We start from the raw sequence: 16,961 nt of genomic DNA, 5'->3' as shown, positions 1-16,961 counted from the left end.
GGCTTCTGAGCCATCACACCTGATCGCAGCCGGAACGCATGTGGCGTCGGCTGGCCTTCTATGCCTGAAGGCTCGGCGGTCTATCGATGTTAAAGAGCGGTGGCTTTCGCCGGGTTTCAAATCTGCGCTAATCGCAGAACGTGGATTGCATTATGCGCAGATTTATTTCTGCGTCAAGCGCAGAAAACTTTTTTCAGGCAAAAAAAATCCCGCTCAATGGCGGGAGGGGTTTGATCAGTAGGCGCTATTTGTTTTTCGCGGGGGCCTCAGGGCAAGGGAAAGCTTTTTCCAGTGCCGCTGTGACTAGGGTGCTGGCTTCTTCTTGCCAAGACTCGGGGTTGTTCCTGAGGTATTTGCCGACGATGGCTGCCAGCTGGCCGCGTGTAACTGTTGATTTCGCGCAAAACAGAATGTTATTCCCAATGTCTGCCACCCCGGACACGTATCCGAGGTACATGCCACTGTTGAGGCTGGTGCCTTGTTCATATTCAGGAAGCCATTTGATCAGATCGTTTCCTGAGAAGGCGTTGGCGTTACCTGAAGTCGCCAGCCCGGCGACCATTAGTGCATAAATAGCTTTATGGGCCATGCTTTTTCCTTGGCCTATAGGCCTGTCATTTTGGTGTCGATCACTCGGCCAATGAACTGGCAGTTTCCGTTTATCTGGATCGTTCGATAGCTAGGATTGAGCGGGCGAAGGTATTTTAGGCCCGCATCCTCGATGTATTGCTTGAACGTGCTTTCGCCACTGTCGAGAAGCTTCGCCACGTAATACTTTCCGCTGATCAGATCGGCTTCAGGCTGCACCAAGATGCGCGAACCCTCGGGGAAACTCGGATTTCCATTGCAGGTCATTGAGTCGCCTTTCACCTCCAGCCAGAAGCCGTTGTTGCCGGCATTCTCGGTAGACGCGATCCATTGATCGGCATCACCTGGGTGTAAATTGTCGCAGGACTCGGCCCATTCACCCGCAATAACCCAACTGATCAACGGATATTCCTTAGGCTCCCGGCTTGGTTGCAGGGCCATCTGCACATTGGACATACCCGCATCTTGCGGGCTTAGCTTGATCCCCAAAATGCTCATGATCTGTTTGAGCTTATCCGGGGTGGTGCTTTGCAACCCACGCTCTAGGCGTGAAAGGTTGCCAGAGTCTGAATCGACCTGGTGCGCAAGTTCTTCGAGCGAAAGCTTTTTGGCTTTCCGCGCTGCTCTGATGATTTGTCCGATATCCATGGCTGCTGATTTTCCGGTTCTGCTGCGTTATGCGCAAAGCGATCAGCGCAGAATTTGCTTGTATTAAATCTGCGCTAATCGCAGAATCACCCTGAAATCAACTCAGGGCCCCGCCATGACTCCCTTAAAACGTGCACGTCTCGAAAAGAAATGGACGCTCGCCGATGTTTCGGCACGTCTTGCTCAGATCGGTGACGCCATCGACTCCGGCAACCTCTCCCGCGTTGAACGCGGGGTTCAGCGTGCCTCCGCAGGTCTTGCGGAAAACCTGAGCAAGGTGTTCGACGGCGAAATCACCGAAATCCACATCCTCTATCCGGAGCGCTTTCCCGACTCCGGTGAACAGGCGGCCTGATCATGTCGACGAGCCCATTGAACCAAGAGCAGACCGTAAGGGCCCGCAAGAACTATTCCGTTCTCATGCAGAGCCTTGCATCGGTCGGCAATGCCCCTGTCGCACTTGCAGTGGGTTGCGACGAAGCAACCATCAGCCGCATGAAGCCCGAGAAGTTTGAGCAGTTCTGCCAGATCCTGGCGGTGCTGGGGTTGAAGGTCGTTCCGAATGACATGCGCTGCTTTAACCAGCGCGATATCGAGGCAATCTTTCATCAGGCCAAGCGCTGGATGGAACACGTCCAGAACGTCGACCAGCTTGAGGAGGACTGACCATGGATTGGCTCAGGCTCTGGCACGACATGCCCAATGACCCGAAGTGGCGGACCATTGCCCGCGTATCACGCAGATCAATATCCGAAGTCATGGCGGTTTACTGCCATTTGCTCGTTATGGCGTCCTCAAATCCTGATCGCGGTCACGTTGATGGCATCACCTGTCACGACATGTCACGCGAAAACGTGACAAACGTGACATTTGTGACATGTCACGAAATCAATCTTGTTGAGGGGATTTCGACAGCTCTCGACATAGAAATTGAGCACGTAGAAGTCATTCTTTCCGCAATGCAAGGGCGCGTTTTGTCCGGTTCGAAAATGTCCGGGTGGGATGGTCGTCAACCGAAGCGCGAGGACTCGGGAGCCAATGAATCCGGGGCCAAATCGGCGGCACAGCGGAAACGCGAACAACGGGAAAGGGAAAAAGCTGAGGCTCAAAATCCCGGATGTCACGATGAGTCACGCACTGTCACGCAAAGTCACGACAGAGAAGAGGAGAGGAGATTAGATACACCTCCTCCACCACCTATTTACGCGAGCGAAGTTTTCGATTCGCGAAACAAATTCAGCATGACCCAAGACTGGCTGCCTTGTGAAAAGTCCTTCAGCGCCGTGCTGACGATGAACGCAATGGCAGGCCAGACGCTCAACGCCGACCTACTGCTCGAATTCAAATCATTTTGGATCGCTTCCCCCGACGAACACCGCACCCACGCCAAGTGGGAGCACGCGCTCGCCATGGCCATGAAGCGCGATCTTCGCAACACACAAGCCTCTGGGAGAACCACCCATGGACACGCTCGACCTGAAAACACTGCCCAAGACCAAGCCGGCCGTGATTCCAAATCAAATCAACGCAATGGTCGACAAGGCTCAAGGTCAGCTGGTGACCAGGTCAGAGACGCCATTGCCGACCGAGAAGCCCGAGAAGTTGTCGCAGAGCCTGATGGACAGCCTGTGGATCAAGATGGTGGACATGTACGGGCACCGCTGGACGGCGAATTTCGGCGTATCAGCTGATCCCAACCACGCGTGGGCTTCGGTCCTCAAGGGGCTGAATGGAAGGCAAATCGCCAACGGCTTGAACGCTCTAGTCGACAAAGGCGCCGAGTTCGACTGGCCACCGCCGGCGAACGTCTTTCGTGCCATGTGTCTGCAAGTGCCAGGGCTGCCAACTGAATCGCAAGCATGGGACGAAGCCCTGATCGGTGTTTACAGCCACCCAGCTGTGCGAATCGCCGCAGAAGCCACCAGCACGTTCGACCTACGTTCGGCCAGACAGGGCGACAAAGCACTGCGCCAACGCTTCGAACGCAATTACGCCATCGTCGTGCGCCGCGCCCAGACCGGCCAGCCACTCGAAGGCCGAATTGCCAAGGGCCTTGGCCACGACAGCACCCGGCCGCGTGAACAGGTCCAGCTCGAGCACTCCCGCAAGGAAGCCGAAGCACTGGTCATCGCCCAGGGCATCCCAGCCAACCCCCAATCCGCCCGCGCCATGCTGCTGGCCAAACTCAACATCCGGAGAGACAAACATGCGTAACGAGCCGAAACCATGTCCGGTATGCGGTCAGCGCGACTGCAAGGGCCAGCAAGAAACCGATCCTGTTCACGAGTACCGAGGTAAGGGCAGTTGGTGCCTCGGCTGCCACTGTCCCGGTTGCTCCCAGGCTCGCGATGAGTCCGGAGGTTTCATGGGCGCTTTGGCTGATCACATGAGCGGAGGTTCCCGTGGATAACTTCAAGCCCGTTTCGTTCTTCGTGCCCACAGAGCCAGTGGGGAAGGGCAGGCCACGCGTCAGCACCATCGGCGGGCATGCACGCATGTTCACGCCGAAGAAGACCGCCAACTACGAAACCCTGATTTCCATGGCGGCACAGCAGGCCATGCAGGGCCGTGAGCTGATTGCCGGCCCCGTGCTGATGGAGCTAGCCATTCGCGTGTCCGTCGCCGCGTCCTGGTCGAAGAAGAAAACCGCCGAGGCACTGGCCGGCGTGATCAAGCCAACCAAAAAACCTGACATCGACAACATCCTGAAAGCGATCTGCGACGGCATCAACGGCATCGTTTTCAAGGACGACGTCCAGATCACCAACGTTTCGATGAACAAGCGCTTCGGGGAAACCCCGGGCGTTTCCGTGCGTGTCGTACCGCTTGAGGGGAAACCATCGTGAACACAATTTTGCTCGCCGGCTTCACCGCCTTTTGCGCCCTTTGCTACATGGGCCTGAGGCTCTACTGGCTCGGTTTACCAGCCGTTTGCCAGTGAAACACCGAACTACGCAGAACTACGCTTCGAGGGGAAGGGGAGAATTATGAAACTTATCAGCGCGAGACAGGCTTGGCGGGACGCACTGCACGAAGGCCGCGACTCCGTACTGGCGGCAGCGGCCGACCGGGCGGCACTGGGTAAGAAGGGGCGCGTCATTGGCGAGACGATGCCTTCGATGCTCGACAGCAACGGTCGGTGCGCCCACATGTTCGCCTCGGGGTTGGTGCAGTCCGCCATCGGTACGCTGCCCAAACCTCTCCAGCATTTCGGGCACGCACTTTACTCACCGGTCGCCACCGGCCAGGACATCGGCATTGCCCACGGATTGGTTTGGTTCACTACCGAACTGCCCGAGTGTTCCGAGCGCCGCCGTGAAATCGCCTACTGGATGGCCATGGCCGCGATCAAGAGCCACCAGGCGTTTGTTTACGGGCGCGAAGGCTGGGGCCCTGGCCGCGTCTGTGAGTTCGTCGTCGAATGGTATGGCGCGAAACTCGACGTCAGCCACTGGGCCCGGGACTGGGCGCCGATCTGGAACGCCATCTGCCAGGCTGTGGACAAGCTCGACGCCAAAGCCTTGCAGCCGGTTGCAGCGGTGATCGTTCGCATGGATGGGCGCCGGCATGATGGCTGGTGCCGCTGGGATCGGCATGACCGCGAGGCCGTGGCTGATGCTCGGGCCGCCAGCTACTCAGCTCGTCGCACGGGTGCCGTCATCGCGCTGCAGAACCGCCTCAGTGCTATGACTGATCGGCAGTTGAGCCGTTGGTTTCTCCGCATGCGGGCCTACGCTGCTGCATACCGCGACGAATGGGGCCATGACGTCATAGAGAATGCGCACCGGCACCAGCTCTACCTGGACCGCGTCAACGAGTACTGGAGCCAGCGCCAGCGCATCGGTGACGTCACGAAACGAGTGGCTTGACCATTTGGCGAGTGTTCTGATACCTTTTTCGCAAGTTGCAAAGGTTCGCCTAGAGCGAATTCACCCCAAAAACCCGGCCATTGAGTCGGGTTTTTTGCTTTACGGAGATGATCAAAGCCCGGCGGAAACGTGCAGGGGTAACAGTCAGCGTGGGGACTGGAGGGAAACGCCACGACAGCGACCTGACAGGGTCGCCATCTCCACCAATTCAGCCTCGCCATCGTGCGGGGCTTTTTCATTTCAGATGCGTGGTAGAGCAGCTTGGTAGCTCGCCGGGCTCATAACCCGGAGGTCGCTGGTTCAAATCCAGCCCTCGCAACCATTTCACAGCGCCGTTCCCCCTCTTCATGGTGCGCTTTGGCCTCTCACACTGAGGCCTTTTTTATTCCTCCGGAGTTCCAAATGGCTGAACCAGCAAGCACAGCCGCAGGTGTTCTGCTGGCGAAGTACGGCATTGTCACCGGGTCCTTCATCGGTGCAATTCTGTCCCTAGGCTTCCTGAAGGACCTGACCCGAGGCCAAGCCGCTACGGCTGTCCTAACGGGCTTCTTCTTCTCGATATTTCTCACCCAGCCGGTAACTTCATTCCTCGCCCGCAAGTTGGATATGGCAATGGACGATTACCTATTGTGCGGAGTGGCCTTTGTCCTGGGCCTGACCGCGATGAACATCATTCCGGCCATCAAAGCGGTAATAGGGGCGTTCCCTTCAACGCGAGGTGCCTGACATGAACACCATAGTCACAAGCATTGACGCGCTGCTCTGCATCCTTGTGGTGCTGGCCGCGTTGGAATACCTGCGAGCGGTCAACGTTTTCAAGCATCCGGTGCTTGCTGCCGCGTTCTACCTGGTGGCCATCGGTGCGTTCGGCTTGGTGCTGGACATGCTCCGTGGTGGTGGCGCCTCACTGTTCTCCATGACGCTGCATGCCGGTGTCGTGCTGTATGCCTGGGCGCGCCGGCAATACATCTTCATGCAGGATTTCGAGTTTCCCGGCTATGAGCGCAGAAGCGGATATCAACCAATAGGGGGAAGCGGCCAAATCAAAGCCCCGCCGCGCAATCCCTAAGGAGTTCCCATGGCGCTGACAGCTAAGCAGCGTCAATTCGTAGTCGAGTACTTGATTGACCTGAACGCTACGCAGGCGGCCATCCGGGCCGGGTACAGCACCCGAGGCGCCAAGGATCAGGCATGGCAGCTCATGCAGCGCCCCGAGATCGTCGGGGCGATTGAGCTGGCCAAGGCCGAGCGCCGCACGCGGACCCAGGTCGACGCCGACTATGTGCTGCAGCGACTCACCGAAATTGACCAGATGGACTTCATCGACATCCTTGAGGACGACATGTCCTTCAAGCCGGTTCGCCAATGGCCCAAGGTTTGGCGCCAGTACCTGTCGGGCTTCGACCTGGCGGAAATGTTCGAAGGCTCCGGCAAGGACCGGGACATGGTCGGGATACTGAAAAAAATCAAATGGCCGGACAAGGTCAAGAACCTGGAGTTGCTCGGCAAGCACGTCAACGTGAACGCTTTCCGCGAGCAGCTTGGCATCGGCGACCCGAGTGGCGGCCCCCTCAAGTCGATCACAACTACAACCACGGATCCGGTAGAAGCGGCCCGCATTTATCAGAAACTGATGTCAGGCGGATAGCATGCCCATCCCATTTCCGTTCGACTTCAAAAAGCCGGATTACCTTCAGGTGTTCGAATGGCGGATTGAGCGGCTTTCGCGCATCCGTGAAGATCCAACGGTGCTCCCAGCGCTGCGCACGTTCTACCGCGACAACCCCGCCCAGTTCATCATCGACTGGGGCATGACCGCCGACCCTCGCAACGTTGAGCGCGGCCTGCCTGCATCCATCCCGTTCCTGCTGTTCCCAAGACAGGAGGAATGGATTGAATGGTTCATGGACCGCTGGCGCAACCAAGAGCCCGGGATCACCGAGAAGACCCGGGACATGGGAATGTCCTGGCTGACCATCGGCCTGGCTTCGACGGTGTGCATGTTCAACTCTGGATTCGTTGTGGGCTTCGGCTCCCGCAAAGAGGAGTACGTCGACAAGATCGGCTCTCCAAAGTCGCTGTTCGACAAGGCGCGAACGTTCATGCGCCTACTGCCGACAGAGTTCCGGGGCACTTGGAACGACCGTAAGCACGCGCCACACATGCGAATCCTGTTCCCTGATTCCGGATCGGTGATCACCGGTGAGTCTGGTGACGGCATTGGCCGGGGCGACCGGACCAGCTTCTACATCGTGGACGAGTCGGCGTTCCTTGAGCGTCCTCAACTGGTCGACGCTTCGTTGTCAGCCACCACTAACTGCCGGCAAGACGTGTCGACACCGAACGGCATGGGCAACTCGTTCGCCCAGCGCCGGCACAGCGGAAAAATAAAAGTCTTCACGTTCCACTGGCGGGATGATCCGCGAAAGGATGACGCCTGGTACGAGAAACAGGTAAACGACCTGGACCCCGTCACTGTCGCTCAAGAGATCGACATCAACTACGCAGCCTCGGTTGAGGGCGTGGTGATCCCGTCAGCTTGGGTACAAGCGGCCATCGGCGCACATCTGAAGCTTGGAATCGAACCAACCGGCATGCGCCGTGGTGGTCTCGACGTCGCGGATGAAGGTATCGACAAGAACGCCTTTGCCGGGCGGCACGGTTTCCTGCTCGACTTCCTTGAGTCCTGGTCCGGTAAGGGTGGCGATATCTACGCCACAGTGGTCAAGGCTTTTTCGATCTGCGATGAACGCCAATACGAAATGTTCGACTACGACGCCGATGGACTTGGCGCCGGGGTTCGCGGTGATGCCCGGGTGATCAACGAGTTGCGCCGTGAACAGGGTGTTCAGCAGATCAACGACCAGCCGTTTCGCGGCTCTGGTGGGGTCCACGACCCCGAAGGCCAGATGGTCAAGGAACGCTTAAACAAGGACTTCTTCGCCAACGCCAAGGCTCAGTCCTGGTGGTCGCTGAGGATGAGATTTCAGGCGACATATCGTGCCGTTGTCGAGGGGATGCCATTCGATCCGGACGAACTGATTTCGATATCGCCTGATCTGGCCGAGCTATCGCTTTTGACCATGGAGCTCTCTCAGCCCACGTACACGATCAATGCCGTGGGCAAGGTTGTCATCGACAAGGCACCCGAGGGCACGAAATCACCAAACCTCGCTGACTCCGTGATGATTTGTTATCAGCCGGCGGCCAGGTCCATCGACATCTGGAAGAGACTCGCAGAATGAGCAAAAAGCATCAGTTGAGCGCTCGGGCTGCGAAGGTAAACCAGCAGACCGACGCTGCGCGCAAGGCGTTCATGACGGGCGACAGCTTCCAAAACTTCACCGCGCGTGTAGGGCTGGGTACCAACAACCAGCACAGCGACAGCAGCTACGGGTTCAACTTCGTCAGCCGTAACCGCATCCAGATGGAAGCGGTTTACCGGTCGAGCTGGCTGGCTGGGCGCTCTGTTGATTGCCGGGCCAAGGACATGACCCGCGAGGGTATCGAGTTCAACTCGATCATGCCGCCAGAGGAAAAGGACAAGTTGTCCCGGGCGTTTGAGCGGCTGCAAATCTGGAAAAGCCTCGGCGACAACGAAAAGTGGTCGCGCCTCTACGGTGGCTCCATCGCCGTGATGCTGATCGATGGCCAGAAGCCTGAAACCCCACTGCGCCTTGAATCGATCGGTAGAGGCCAGTTCAAAGGCCTGCTGGTGCTCGACCGCTGGCTTGTGCAGCCATCGCTGGAAAATCTGGTAACTGAATACGGCCCAGACCTCGGAAAACCGAAGTATTACACCGTGGTTGCCGATGCCCAGGCGCTGGTCAATCAGAAGATCCACCACAGTCGGGTTATTCGGCGCGAAGGGGTTGAGCTTCCCTACTGGCAGCGAATTGCTGAGAACGGCTGGGGGCAATCTGTGCTGGAACGCCTGTGGGATCGCCTTGTGGCATTCGATAGCGTCACATCCGGCACTGCGCAACTGGTCTACAAGGCCCACTTGCGCACCTATTCGGTTGAGGGGCTTCGTGAACTGATCGCAACTGGCGGGCGCACCTTTGAGGCGCTGCTAAAGCAGATTGAAATGATTCGTCTGATGCAATCCAACGAGGGGCTGACCCTCATGGATGCAAAGGACAAGTTCGAGTCCCATCAGTACAACTTTGCCGGTCTATCAGACCTGATCGACAAATTCAGTGAGCAGGTGTGCGGTGCTGTTGAAACACCGGACATCATTCTCTTCGGGCAATCGCCTGGTGGGATCAGCAACGGCGATGACACTTCCGTGCGTATCTACTACGACAGCGTGAAGGCTGACCAGGACTCGTGCCTGCGCCCGGGCGTTACAACGCTGTGCGACGTCATTGCCCGCTCCGAGCTTGGAAAGCCATTGCCTGATGGCTTCGCGTTCGACTTCGTGCCGCTCTGGCAACTCAGTGACACCGAGAAAGCCGAGATTGGCGCCAAGGACACGAACTCTGTTGTTGAAGCGTTCGATGCGGGAATTGTTGACCGTGGCACAGCCCTGAAAGAGCTGCGCCAGTCCAGCAACACGACGGGCCTCTGGTCGAACATCACCGACGATGAAATCAAGGCGGCTGAAGATGAGCCGCCACCCGTCCCCGGCGAAAAGGATCTGATCGATGCGCCTGAAAACCCGGGACAAGAGGCGAAGCCGGAACCCGGTCAGGACGAGTAGAGCCGAACGGCAATACCAGTCCTCGCTGTCGCAGGTTGCGCGCCAGGTGGGAAGCATCATCAACGGCTTCCCGCCTGGTGATCCGTCGGTTGAGCCGACCATCTCGCACATGCTCAACCGGTATTCCGAACTGTTGAACGACTGGGCAATCTCGACGGCAAGCAAAATGCTCGTCGAGGTCAACCAGCAGGACCGCAAGGCTTGGGCAACTCTGACAGAGCAGATGTCGCAGGCTTTGCGCACGGAGATCCGCACCGCCCCGACAGGCATGGTGATGCAGGGATTGCTGGCCGAGCAGGTCACGCTGATCAAGAGCATCCCGCTCGACGCTGCCAAGCGGGTGCACGAACTCACCCTGCAGGGCATTGAGGACGGCACCAGGGCCAGCGAGATTGCTAAGGAGATACAGCGCTCAGGCGAGGTATCAGAGAGCAAGGCCAAGCTGATTGCGCGCACTGAGGTTTCCCGAACGGCTGCAACCCTGACTGAGGCCCGCGCCAAGGCCGTAGGTAGTGAGGGTTACATCTGGCGAACCTCCGGTGACAGCGACGTGCGCCACTCGCACGCCGAAATGAATGGCAAGTTCGTTCGTTGGGACTCACCCCCCACCCTGGACAAGATGACCGGCCACGCCGGTTGCTTCCCGAACTGCCGCTGCTACCCCGACCCCGTTATCCCTGAGTGACCCCCTATGCACGTTAGAACCCAAGACGAAGCTGGGCGCTGGTTTGCGCCTGAGCGGTTGAGCGCTCGGCAGCGGATGACGCCTGAGGGCTTCCTGCTGTGTGAAGCGGTGCCCATCGCCCGAACCGGGACGCTCGTTTACGACGAAAGCGAACTGGTCAACGACGACGGCCCCATCGTCCAAGGCGGTGCCGGCGGCATTGTGACCATCGAGCGCAACCCCGATGAGGTGTTCCGCCCCGAGACGATTGCCAGCTTTGAAGGCAAACCGGTGACCTTGAGCCACCCGGATGACTTCGTGACCCCGAAAAACTGGCGTGAGCTGAGTGTCGGGATCACCCAAAACGTTCGGCAAGGCGATGGCATCGAAAACGATTTGATGATCGCCGACCTGCTGATCACCGACGCCGAGGCCATCGGGCTGGTCAGGATCATCAATGACCCTGTCACCGGAACCCCAGTGAAGCCACTGCGCGAAGTGTCCTGCGGATACGACGCTGATTACGAACAACTGGCGGTCGGTCGCGGCCGCCAGATGAACATCGTGGGAAACCACGTAGCCCTGGTAGAGCGTGGCCGCTGTGGCCCGCGATGTGCAATTGGAGATTCCGAAGTGGCCAAGACGACTGATGCAAAAACGAAACGCACTTGGAAAGACCGGGTGCTGACTGCCTTCCGTGCGAAGGATGAAGCGGCGCTGGAAGAAGCCTTGGAAGGGGCCAAAACCGGCGACGAGGAAGAAGATGACGACAAGGATGAAGGCGGCAAAGCCAAAACCGGCGATTCCGCCGCGCTCGCCACCATCCTAAAAACGATGAAGTCCATGGACAAGCGCATGGCCGACATGGAAGCCGAGGTGAAGAAAATCACCGAGGACGGCGACGATGATGACCAGGACGGCAAGACCAAAGACAACTTGCTCGAGCCTGAACCCGTCAACAAGACACCCGAAGCGATGGGCATGGCCTACACCGGTGACGCAGAGGTGATGACCGACCTTCGCTCCCGCGCTGAAGTACTCGTGCCGGGCTTCACCCTGGCCACCCGCGACGCCAAGGTTAAAACTTCTGATCACATTTGCAGTTGCCAGCGCGCGGCACTGACCACCGCTCTGCAAACCGCTGACGGCAAGACCATCGTTGAACCGTTCCTGATTGGCCGTGACATCTCGAAGCTCACCGCGGATCAGGTCTCGGCGGTGTTCGTCGGTGCGTCCGAACTGGCCAAGGCCAGGAACAACAGCGCCGGCAACCGCACCTCGATCAACACCAAGGATTTTGGCCGCGCTCCGCTGAGCGTGGAAGAGATCAATAAGCGCAACCGAGAGTTCTGGTCTCCGAACCAGAGCCGTAACTGAGGAAAGACCCGATGAGCAACGCATTTTTGTATCGGATGCCTGCGGGCATTCCCGGCGACGTAACTCGCGCCAGCCAGGCCACGATTGAGCCTGTGTTCCTGAATCCTTCGTTGCCGTTTGCGGGCTACGGCCTGTTCGGCAAGATCGCCAGCGGCCAGTTCGTTCCATTCGGTGCGGGCGATGCCGCTGGTGCTGAATACGGCCTGTTTGCCCGGCCTTATCCGATCACTGGTGGTTCCGGCTCTGATCCGCTGGGCACTGCAACACCACAGACCAAGGGCGTTGCTGATGTCCTGCGCCGCGGCTACATGACCGTGAAGCTGAACGCCGGCACTGCGTCGAAAGACAGCCAGGTCTATGTGCGTGTCGCGGCTGCTGCTGCCGGCAAGCCAATTGGTGGTATCGAAGCCGCCGCCGACAGCACCAACACCGTCGCGATCACCACCGCGTCTTTCATGGGCGCCGCCGATGCCTCTGGCAACGTCGAAATCGCTTACAACATCTAAGGGGAACGCTCGATGAGCAACTTGATTTTGCCGCGCTACAAGCGCGTCCACACTCGCGACGGTCTCATGACGTTTGACGCCCAGACCATCGATTCCACCGGCGTGTTCCTGGTCGGCGAGCTGGAGCGCCTCGACCAGACGCTGCATGGCCCGCTGGCCACCGTAACCTGGAGCCGCGATATTCAGCTGCGTGAAGACGTCAGCATCGCCGACGAAGTCTCCAGCTTCACCAACAGCACCTTCGCATCTGTCGGCGGCACCAGCACCACCGGTAAGGCGTGGATCGGCAAGGATTCCACCTCGATCGCCAGCCTGGCACTGGACATCGGCAAGACCCCGAAACCTCTGACCCTCTGGGGTATGGAGCTTTCTTGGACGCTGCCTGAGCTGGCATCTGCCATGCAGCTTGGCCGCCCGGTCGATAGCCAGAAGTTCTCCGGCCTGCAGCTCAAGCACAACATGGACACCGACGAGCAGGTTTACATCGGTGATACCGAGTTGGGTGAAACCGGCCTGGTCAACTCTTCGGTAGTGACCAACGTCAGCAACGCCGTCACCGGCAACTGGGCAACCGCGACCGAAGACCAGATCCTGGCCGACGTGAACGATCTGCTGAACAGCACCTGGTCGGCATCGGCCTTTGCTGTATGTCCTGCCGAGCTGCGCCTGCCGCCGCTCAAGTTCAGCCAGTTGGTAAGCCGGAAGGTTTCCAGCGCGGGCAATATCTCGATTATCGAGTACCTGCGTATCAACAGCCTGACCAACGCCCTGACCGGCCGTCCGCTGAACATCCAGCCGCTGAAATGGCTGACCGGTCGTGGCGCATCGGGTACTGACCGCATGATGGCGTACACCAACGAGAAGGATCGCGTTCGCTTCCCTCTGGTACCGCTGCAACGCACCCCGCTGGAATATCGCGGGATTCGTCAGATCACCACTTACTACGGCCGCCTGGGCGTCACCGAAGTGGTTTACCCGGAAACTGTCGGCTACCGTGACGGCATCTAACTGGAGAGCGCCATGAAATTTCTCAATGTGCTCCAATCCTTCAAGCTGAATTTGGCTGACGGTATCCGCGAGTTCGAAGCCGGCCTGCAAGAGGTTGAGGACGATATCGCGGAGCACTGGTATGTGAAGGCCAACACCGAAGTGGTGACGGCCAAGCAGGCCAAGGCTATTCAGGCGGCATCCACTGAGGCCCAAGCGTCTGATTCTGCGGAAGGTGATACTGCCGCAGACTCTTCGGCAAATGCCTCTTCTGATGCAGCGCCGGCGAAGCCCGTCAATCTGGGGTAAATCATGGATGCCACCCAGTTCCGCACGGACTTCCCGGAGTTTGCCGACACCACGAAGTACCCGGATTCAGCCGTTAATCTGTGGCTGAATCTGGGGCAGAAAACGCTCAACCCTGATCGGTGGTGCGATTACCTGGACATCGGCCTTGAGTTGTTCGTTGCCCATAACCTCACCATTGCCGCCGGCAACCAGCTTGCGGCGGCTGTCGGTGGTGCTGGCGGGCAAGTGAAAGGCCCACTGACGTCGAAGTCGGTGGACAAGGTCAGTGCGGGCTATGACACAGGTGCTGTAGCGCTTCAGGACGGCGGGTTCTTCAACCTGACCACCTACGGCATCCAGTACCTGCAATTTGCCCGCATGGTCGGGACTGGGGGGATCCAGCTGTGAGCATGAAGATCACCACCGACAATGTGGCACAGGTGCTGGCATCCATTCAGGAGCTCGCCAGCAAACAGGTGATGGTGGGCATTCCTGCAACAAAAGCTGAGCGTGAAGAGGGTGATGATGAGCCCATCAATAACGCCCAGCTTGGATACATTCATGAATACGGCGCGCCGGCTTCGAATATTCCGCCGCGTCCTTTCTTGATTCCTGGTGTCGCGCACGCGCAGGACAAAATCAACAACCACCTTCAGAAGGCTGCGAAAGCTGCCATGGACGGCAACGCCGAAAAGGTTGACGTCGAACTCAACGCAACCGGTCTGGTAGCCCAGGCCGGGGCCAAGTTCGAAATCAACAATGGCATCTTCGAAGAGCTGAAGAAATCCACGTTGGCGGCTCGCCGCAAGCGCGGTCGGACTGGTGTCAAGCCGCTGATCGACACAGGTCAGCTGCGAAACTCCATCACCTACGTGATCCGTAAGAAGGACTGACCATGGCCAATCTCGATGTGTCAGACATCCTGCTTGACCCTGACTTTATGGATACCGGACTGGTTTGCACCAGGTCGGTTCAGACGGTCGGGGAAAATGGCAGGACCACCACCAGCGACGTCAACACCACGTTCGCCGGTGTCGTTACCAGCGACAAAGGCGACTTCCTTGAACGTCTGGCTGGGCTGGAGCGCAAGAAGGGCTCTATCACCATCCACACCATCTTCCCGCTGACCGCCGGTGAGGGCGATATCACTGCCGATATCGTCACCTGGCGCGGCAAGAAATACACCGTCTCGAACATCAACGATTACCAGCACTTCGGCCGTGGCTTCGTCAGCGCGACCTGTGATCTTCTTCCTCTGGCGGGATAACCCATGGCGAATACCTCAGCAACCGGTGGCTACCTCGCACCGGCGGGGTCGCCTGCGCCACCAGAAGACGACCAGCTCGAAGATGTTTTGCAGGCGATGGTGGTGGGTATCAGCGGTCTGGCCGGCCAATTTGTCCGGCCGCGCTGGCAGCCGAAGCCCCCCAAGCAGCCCGAGCCCCAAATCAACTGGTGCGCGATCGGCGTCCACGAAACAAAAACCGTCGCCAACCCGGTCGTCGTTCATGACGGCACCGATGACGGGCATGACACCTACCAGATGCACGAAGAACTGAACGTGCTGTGCACTTTCTATGGCCCGCAGGCCCAGGCTTACGCCTCGATCTTGCGCGACGGCATCTTCATTCCCCAAAACAGCGAAGCGATCAAAGCACTTCGCATGGCGTTCGTCGGTGCTTCCGATATTCGCCCTGTGCCCGAGCTGGTCAATCAGCAGTGGGTGCGCCGCTACGACCTCTTTATCCAGATGCGCCGCCAAGTGGTTCGCGTCTATCCAGTCCTCAACATCCTGTCGGCAGATCCGTTGATCGTCGTCTGATTCAATCCCGGAGAAAGCAATGCAGACTCTTGCCATTTCGGACGTCGTGAACGTCCAGATCGTCATGTCTCCGAAGGCAGCTGCTACGCGCAATTTTGGCGCGCTGCTGGTCCTCGGTTCGTCCCCTGTTATCGATGTAAGTGAGGGCTTGCGGCCCTATGCGCCTGGTGGCGTTGAAAGCGATTTCGGCACCTCTGCCCCTGAATATCTGGCTTGCAACTACTTCTTCAGTCAATCGCCGCAGCCTTCTATCGTTTACGTCGGGCGTTGGGCGAAGACTGCTACGGCTGCGATTCTCAAAGGTGCGGTGCTGTCGACAGCTCAGCAAGCCCTGGCCAACTTCACTGCGGTCACCGCCGGTGGCATGAAAATTACCGTCGACGGCACGCTGAAGACCCTGACGGCAATCGATCTGTCGGGTGTCACCAACCTGAATGGCGTGGCGTCTGCAATTACCACGAAGCTGGCATCCGCAGCCACATGCGTGTGGAACGCCACGCAAAGCCGGTTCGAGACCACCAGTGCTACTACCGGTGCTACCTCGACGATCAGCTATGCAGATGTTCCTGCCAGCGGCGTGGACGTGTCGGCATTGCTTGGTCTGCAATCGGGTCAGGCTTCGGCCCCAGTGAATGGTGTAATCGCAGAATCTCTAGTCAGTGCCATTTCGCGCCTCGCTGGCATGTCGAACGACTGGTATGGCTTGCTTGTAGCTGATTCGGCATTGGCCGAGGCTGATGTCTTGGCTTCCGCCGCCTACGTTGAGGGGGCCGGTCAAAGCCGAATTTTCGGCTACACCACGCAGAATTCACTGGCTCTCGATCCGGTCAGCACCACGGACATCGCCAGCAAGCTCAAAGCAGCGAACTACAAGCGCACGTTTACTCAGTTCTCAAGCGCTACGCCGTATGCCGCCGCATCGATGTTCGGTCGGGCATTCACCGTGAACTTCCAAGGCAATAAAACGACCATCACCCTGAAGTTCAAGCAGGAACCCGGCATTGCCGCCGAGAGTTTGACGGAAGGCCAAGCCTCCGCGTTGAAGGACAAAAACTGCAACGTTTTCGTCAACTACAACAACGACACGGCCATCATCCAGGAAGGCGTGATGTGCAACGGGTACTTCTTCGACGAAGTGCATGGCCTTGATTGGCTGCAGAACGATCTGCAAACCGCCGTCTACAACCTGCTTTACACCAGTCAGAACAAAGTTCCGCAGACGAACTCCGGCATTAACCAGATCGTCACCACTCTGGAAGCCCGCCTGGATCAGGCGGTGACCAACGGTCTCGTTGCACCAGGTCAATGGGGCGGGCCAGCGTTTGGTGCGATCACCACAGGCCAGTACCTCACGAAGGGCTACTACGTCTATGCCGCGCCGGTCGATACGCAATCCCAGGCAGACCGCGAAGCGCGCAAGGCTCCGGTAATTCAGATCGCCATCAAACTGGCCGGTGCCGTCCACTTCGTCGACGTCATCGTCAACGTCAACCGCTGATCGGAGCTGATC

At 58.4% G+C, this 16,961-nt stretch carries 22 protein-coding genes, 1 tRNA gene and 1 pseudogene; 22 read left to right on the top strand and 2 right to left on the bottom strand.

Going from position 1 to position 16,961, the window contains the following annotated elements:
* Positions 1–244: 244 nt before the first annotated feature.
* On the bottom strand, positions 245–589 hold the full coding sequence (locus HNR03_RS20025; RefSeq protein WP_259155396.1) for a Rap1a/Tai family immunity protein: 345 nt from the start codon (positions 587–589) through the stop codon (positions 245–247).
* Between the two features lie 14 nt (positions 590–603).
* Entirely contained in the window at positions 604–1,236 is a 633-nt protein-coding gene (locus HNR03_RS20020; RefSeq protein WP_259155395.1) for a LexA family transcriptional regulator, read from the bottom strand.
* Between the two features lie 115 nt (positions 1,237–1,351).
* Here HNR03_RS20020 and HNR03_RS20015 point away from each other — a divergent pair, with 115 nt between their 5' ends.
* From HNR03_RS20015 to HNR03_RS19915, 22 genes and pseudogenes are all read left to right on the top strand, one after another.
* Positions 1,352–1,591, top strand: a complete 240-nt coding sequence (locus HNR03_RS20015; protein WP_169856428.1) for a helix-turn-helix transcriptional regulator — start codon at positions 1,352–1,354, stop codon at positions 1,589–1,591.
* Positions 1,592–1,593: 2 nt separating this feature from the next.
* On the top strand, positions 1,594–1,902 hold the full coding sequence (locus HNR03_RS20010) for a lambda phage CII family protein (RefSeq protein ID WP_259155394.1): 309 nt from the start codon (positions 1,594–1,596) through the stop codon (positions 1,900–1,902).
* A 2-nt stretch (positions 1,903–1,904) separates the two neighbouring features.
* A pseudogene (locus HNR03_RS31950) lies at positions 1,905–2,624 on the top strand (hypothetical protein); the annotation flags it as partial.
* A gap of 73 nt (positions 2,625–2,697) precedes the next feature.
* The gene (locus HNR03_RS20005) at positions 2,698–3,450 is read left to right on the top strand and encodes a hypothetical protein (protein ID WP_259155393.1); all 753 of its coding nucleotides are present in this window, start codon (positions 2,698–2,700) and stop codon (positions 3,448–3,450) included.
* 188 nt (positions 3,451–3,638) lie between these two features.
* A complete protein-coding gene (locus HNR03_RS20000) occupies positions 3,639–4,082 on the top strand; it encodes a RusA family crossover junction endodeoxyribonuclease (RefSeq protein WP_259155392.1) in 444 nt (147 codons plus the stop codon).
* A gap of 141 nt (positions 4,083–4,223) precedes the next feature.
* Complete coding sequence (locus HNR03_RS19995) at positions 4,224–5,105, top strand: hypothetical protein (RefSeq protein WP_259155390.1); 882 nt, start codon at positions 4,224–4,226, stop codon at positions 5,103–5,105.
* A 245-nt stretch (positions 5,106–5,350) separates the two neighbouring features.
* A tRNA-Met gene (locus tag HNR03_RS19990) sits at positions 5,351–5,427 on the top strand.
* 80 nt (positions 5,428–5,507) lie between these two features.
* Positions 5,508–5,831: a peptidase M48, Ste24p gene (locus tag HNR03_RS19985; protein ID WP_259155389.1), complete on the top strand. Its 324-nt coding sequence runs from the start codon at positions 5,508–5,510 to the stop codon at positions 5,829–5,831.
* A gap of 1 nt (position 5,832) precedes the next feature.
* Positions 5,833–6,174 (top strand): hypothetical protein, encoded by a 342-nt coding sequence (locus tag HNR03_RS19980; RefSeq protein ID WP_259155388.1) that lies wholly within the window; start codon positions 5,833–5,835, stop codon positions 6,172–6,174.
* A gap of 9 nt (positions 6,175–6,183) precedes the next feature.
* A complete protein-coding gene (locus tag HNR03_RS19975; RefSeq protein ID WP_259155387.1) occupies positions 6,184–6,753 on the top strand; it encodes a terminase small subunit in 570 nt (189 codons plus the stop codon).
* A 1-nt stretch (position 6,754) separates the two neighbouring features.
* A complete protein-coding gene (locus tag HNR03_RS19970; RefSeq protein WP_259155386.1) occupies positions 6,755–8,350 on the top strand; it encodes a hypothetical protein in 1,596 nt (531 codons plus the stop codon).
* On the top strand, positions 8,347–9,807 hold the full coding sequence (locus HNR03_RS19965) for a DUF1073 domain-containing protein (protein WP_259155385.1): 1,461 nt from the start codon (positions 8,347–8,349) through the stop codon (positions 9,805–9,807). The genes HNR03_RS19970 and HNR03_RS19965 overlap by 4 nt, the downstream gene beginning before the upstream one ends.
* A complete protein-coding gene (locus HNR03_RS19960; protein ID WP_259155384.1) occupies positions 9,752–10,492 on the top strand; it encodes a phage minor head protein in 741 nt (246 codons plus the stop codon). Before HNR03_RS19965 ends, HNR03_RS19960 begins: the two co-directional genes overlap by 56 nt.
* Before the next feature lie 6 nt (positions 10,493–10,498).
* Positions 10,499–11,848 (top strand): DUF2213 domain-containing protein, encoded by a 1,350-nt coding sequence (locus HNR03_RS19955; RefSeq protein WP_259155383.1) that lies wholly within the window; start codon positions 10,499–10,501, stop codon positions 11,846–11,848.
* A gap of 11 nt (positions 11,849–11,859) precedes the next feature.
* Positions 11,860–12,354, top strand: coding sequence for a hypothetical protein (locus HNR03_RS19950; protein WP_259155382.1), 495 nt, complete (start codon positions 11,860–11,862; stop codon positions 12,352–12,354).
* Positions 12,355–12,366: 12 nt separating this feature from the next.
* Positions 12,367–13,362: a DUF2184 domain-containing protein gene (locus tag HNR03_RS19945; RefSeq protein WP_259155380.1), complete on the top strand. Its 996-nt coding sequence runs from the start codon at positions 12,367–12,369 to the stop codon at positions 13,360–13,362.
* A gap of 12 nt (positions 13,363–13,374) precedes the next feature.
* Positions 13,375–13,650, top strand: a complete 276-nt coding sequence (locus HNR03_RS19940) for a hypothetical protein (RefSeq protein ID WP_259155379.1) — start codon at positions 13,375–13,377, stop codon at positions 13,648–13,650.
* A gap of 3 nt (positions 13,651–13,653) precedes the next feature.
* Entirely contained in the window at positions 13,654–14,037 is a 384-nt protein-coding gene (locus HNR03_RS19935; protein WP_259155378.1) for a DUF4054 domain-containing protein, read from the top strand.
* 2 nt (positions 14,038–14,039) lie between these two features.
* On the top strand, positions 14,040–14,522 hold the full coding sequence (locus HNR03_RS19930; protein WP_259155377.1) for a hypothetical protein: 483 nt from the start codon (positions 14,040–14,042) through the stop codon (positions 14,520–14,522).
* A gap of 2 nt (positions 14,523–14,524) precedes the next feature.
* A complete protein-coding gene (locus HNR03_RS19925) occupies positions 14,525–14,896 on the top strand; it encodes a hypothetical protein (protein WP_259155376.1) in 372 nt (123 codons plus the stop codon).
* 3 nt (positions 14,897–14,899) lie between these two features.
* Positions 14,900–15,451: an LIC_12616 family protein gene (locus HNR03_RS19920; RefSeq protein ID WP_259155375.1), complete on the top strand. Its 552-nt coding sequence runs from the start codon at positions 14,900–14,902 to the stop codon at positions 15,449–15,451.
* Between the two features lie 19 nt (positions 15,452–15,470).
* On the top strand, positions 15,471–16,949 hold the full coding sequence (locus HNR03_RS19915) for a DUF3383 domain-containing protein (protein ID WP_259155374.1): 1,479 nt from the start codon (positions 15,471–15,473) through the stop codon (positions 16,947–16,949).
* Positions 16,950–16,961: the final 12 nt, after the last annotated feature.

Source organism: Pseudomonas sp. JAI111 (assembly GCF_024809425.1).
In the GTDB taxonomy this organism is placed as follows: Bacteria; Pseudomonadota; Gammaproteobacteria; order Pseudomonadales; family Pseudomonadaceae; genus Aquipseudomonas.
The sequence above is the reverse complement of the archived record's forward strand: the minus strand, read 5'-3'. Positions and strand labels throughout refer to the sequence as shown.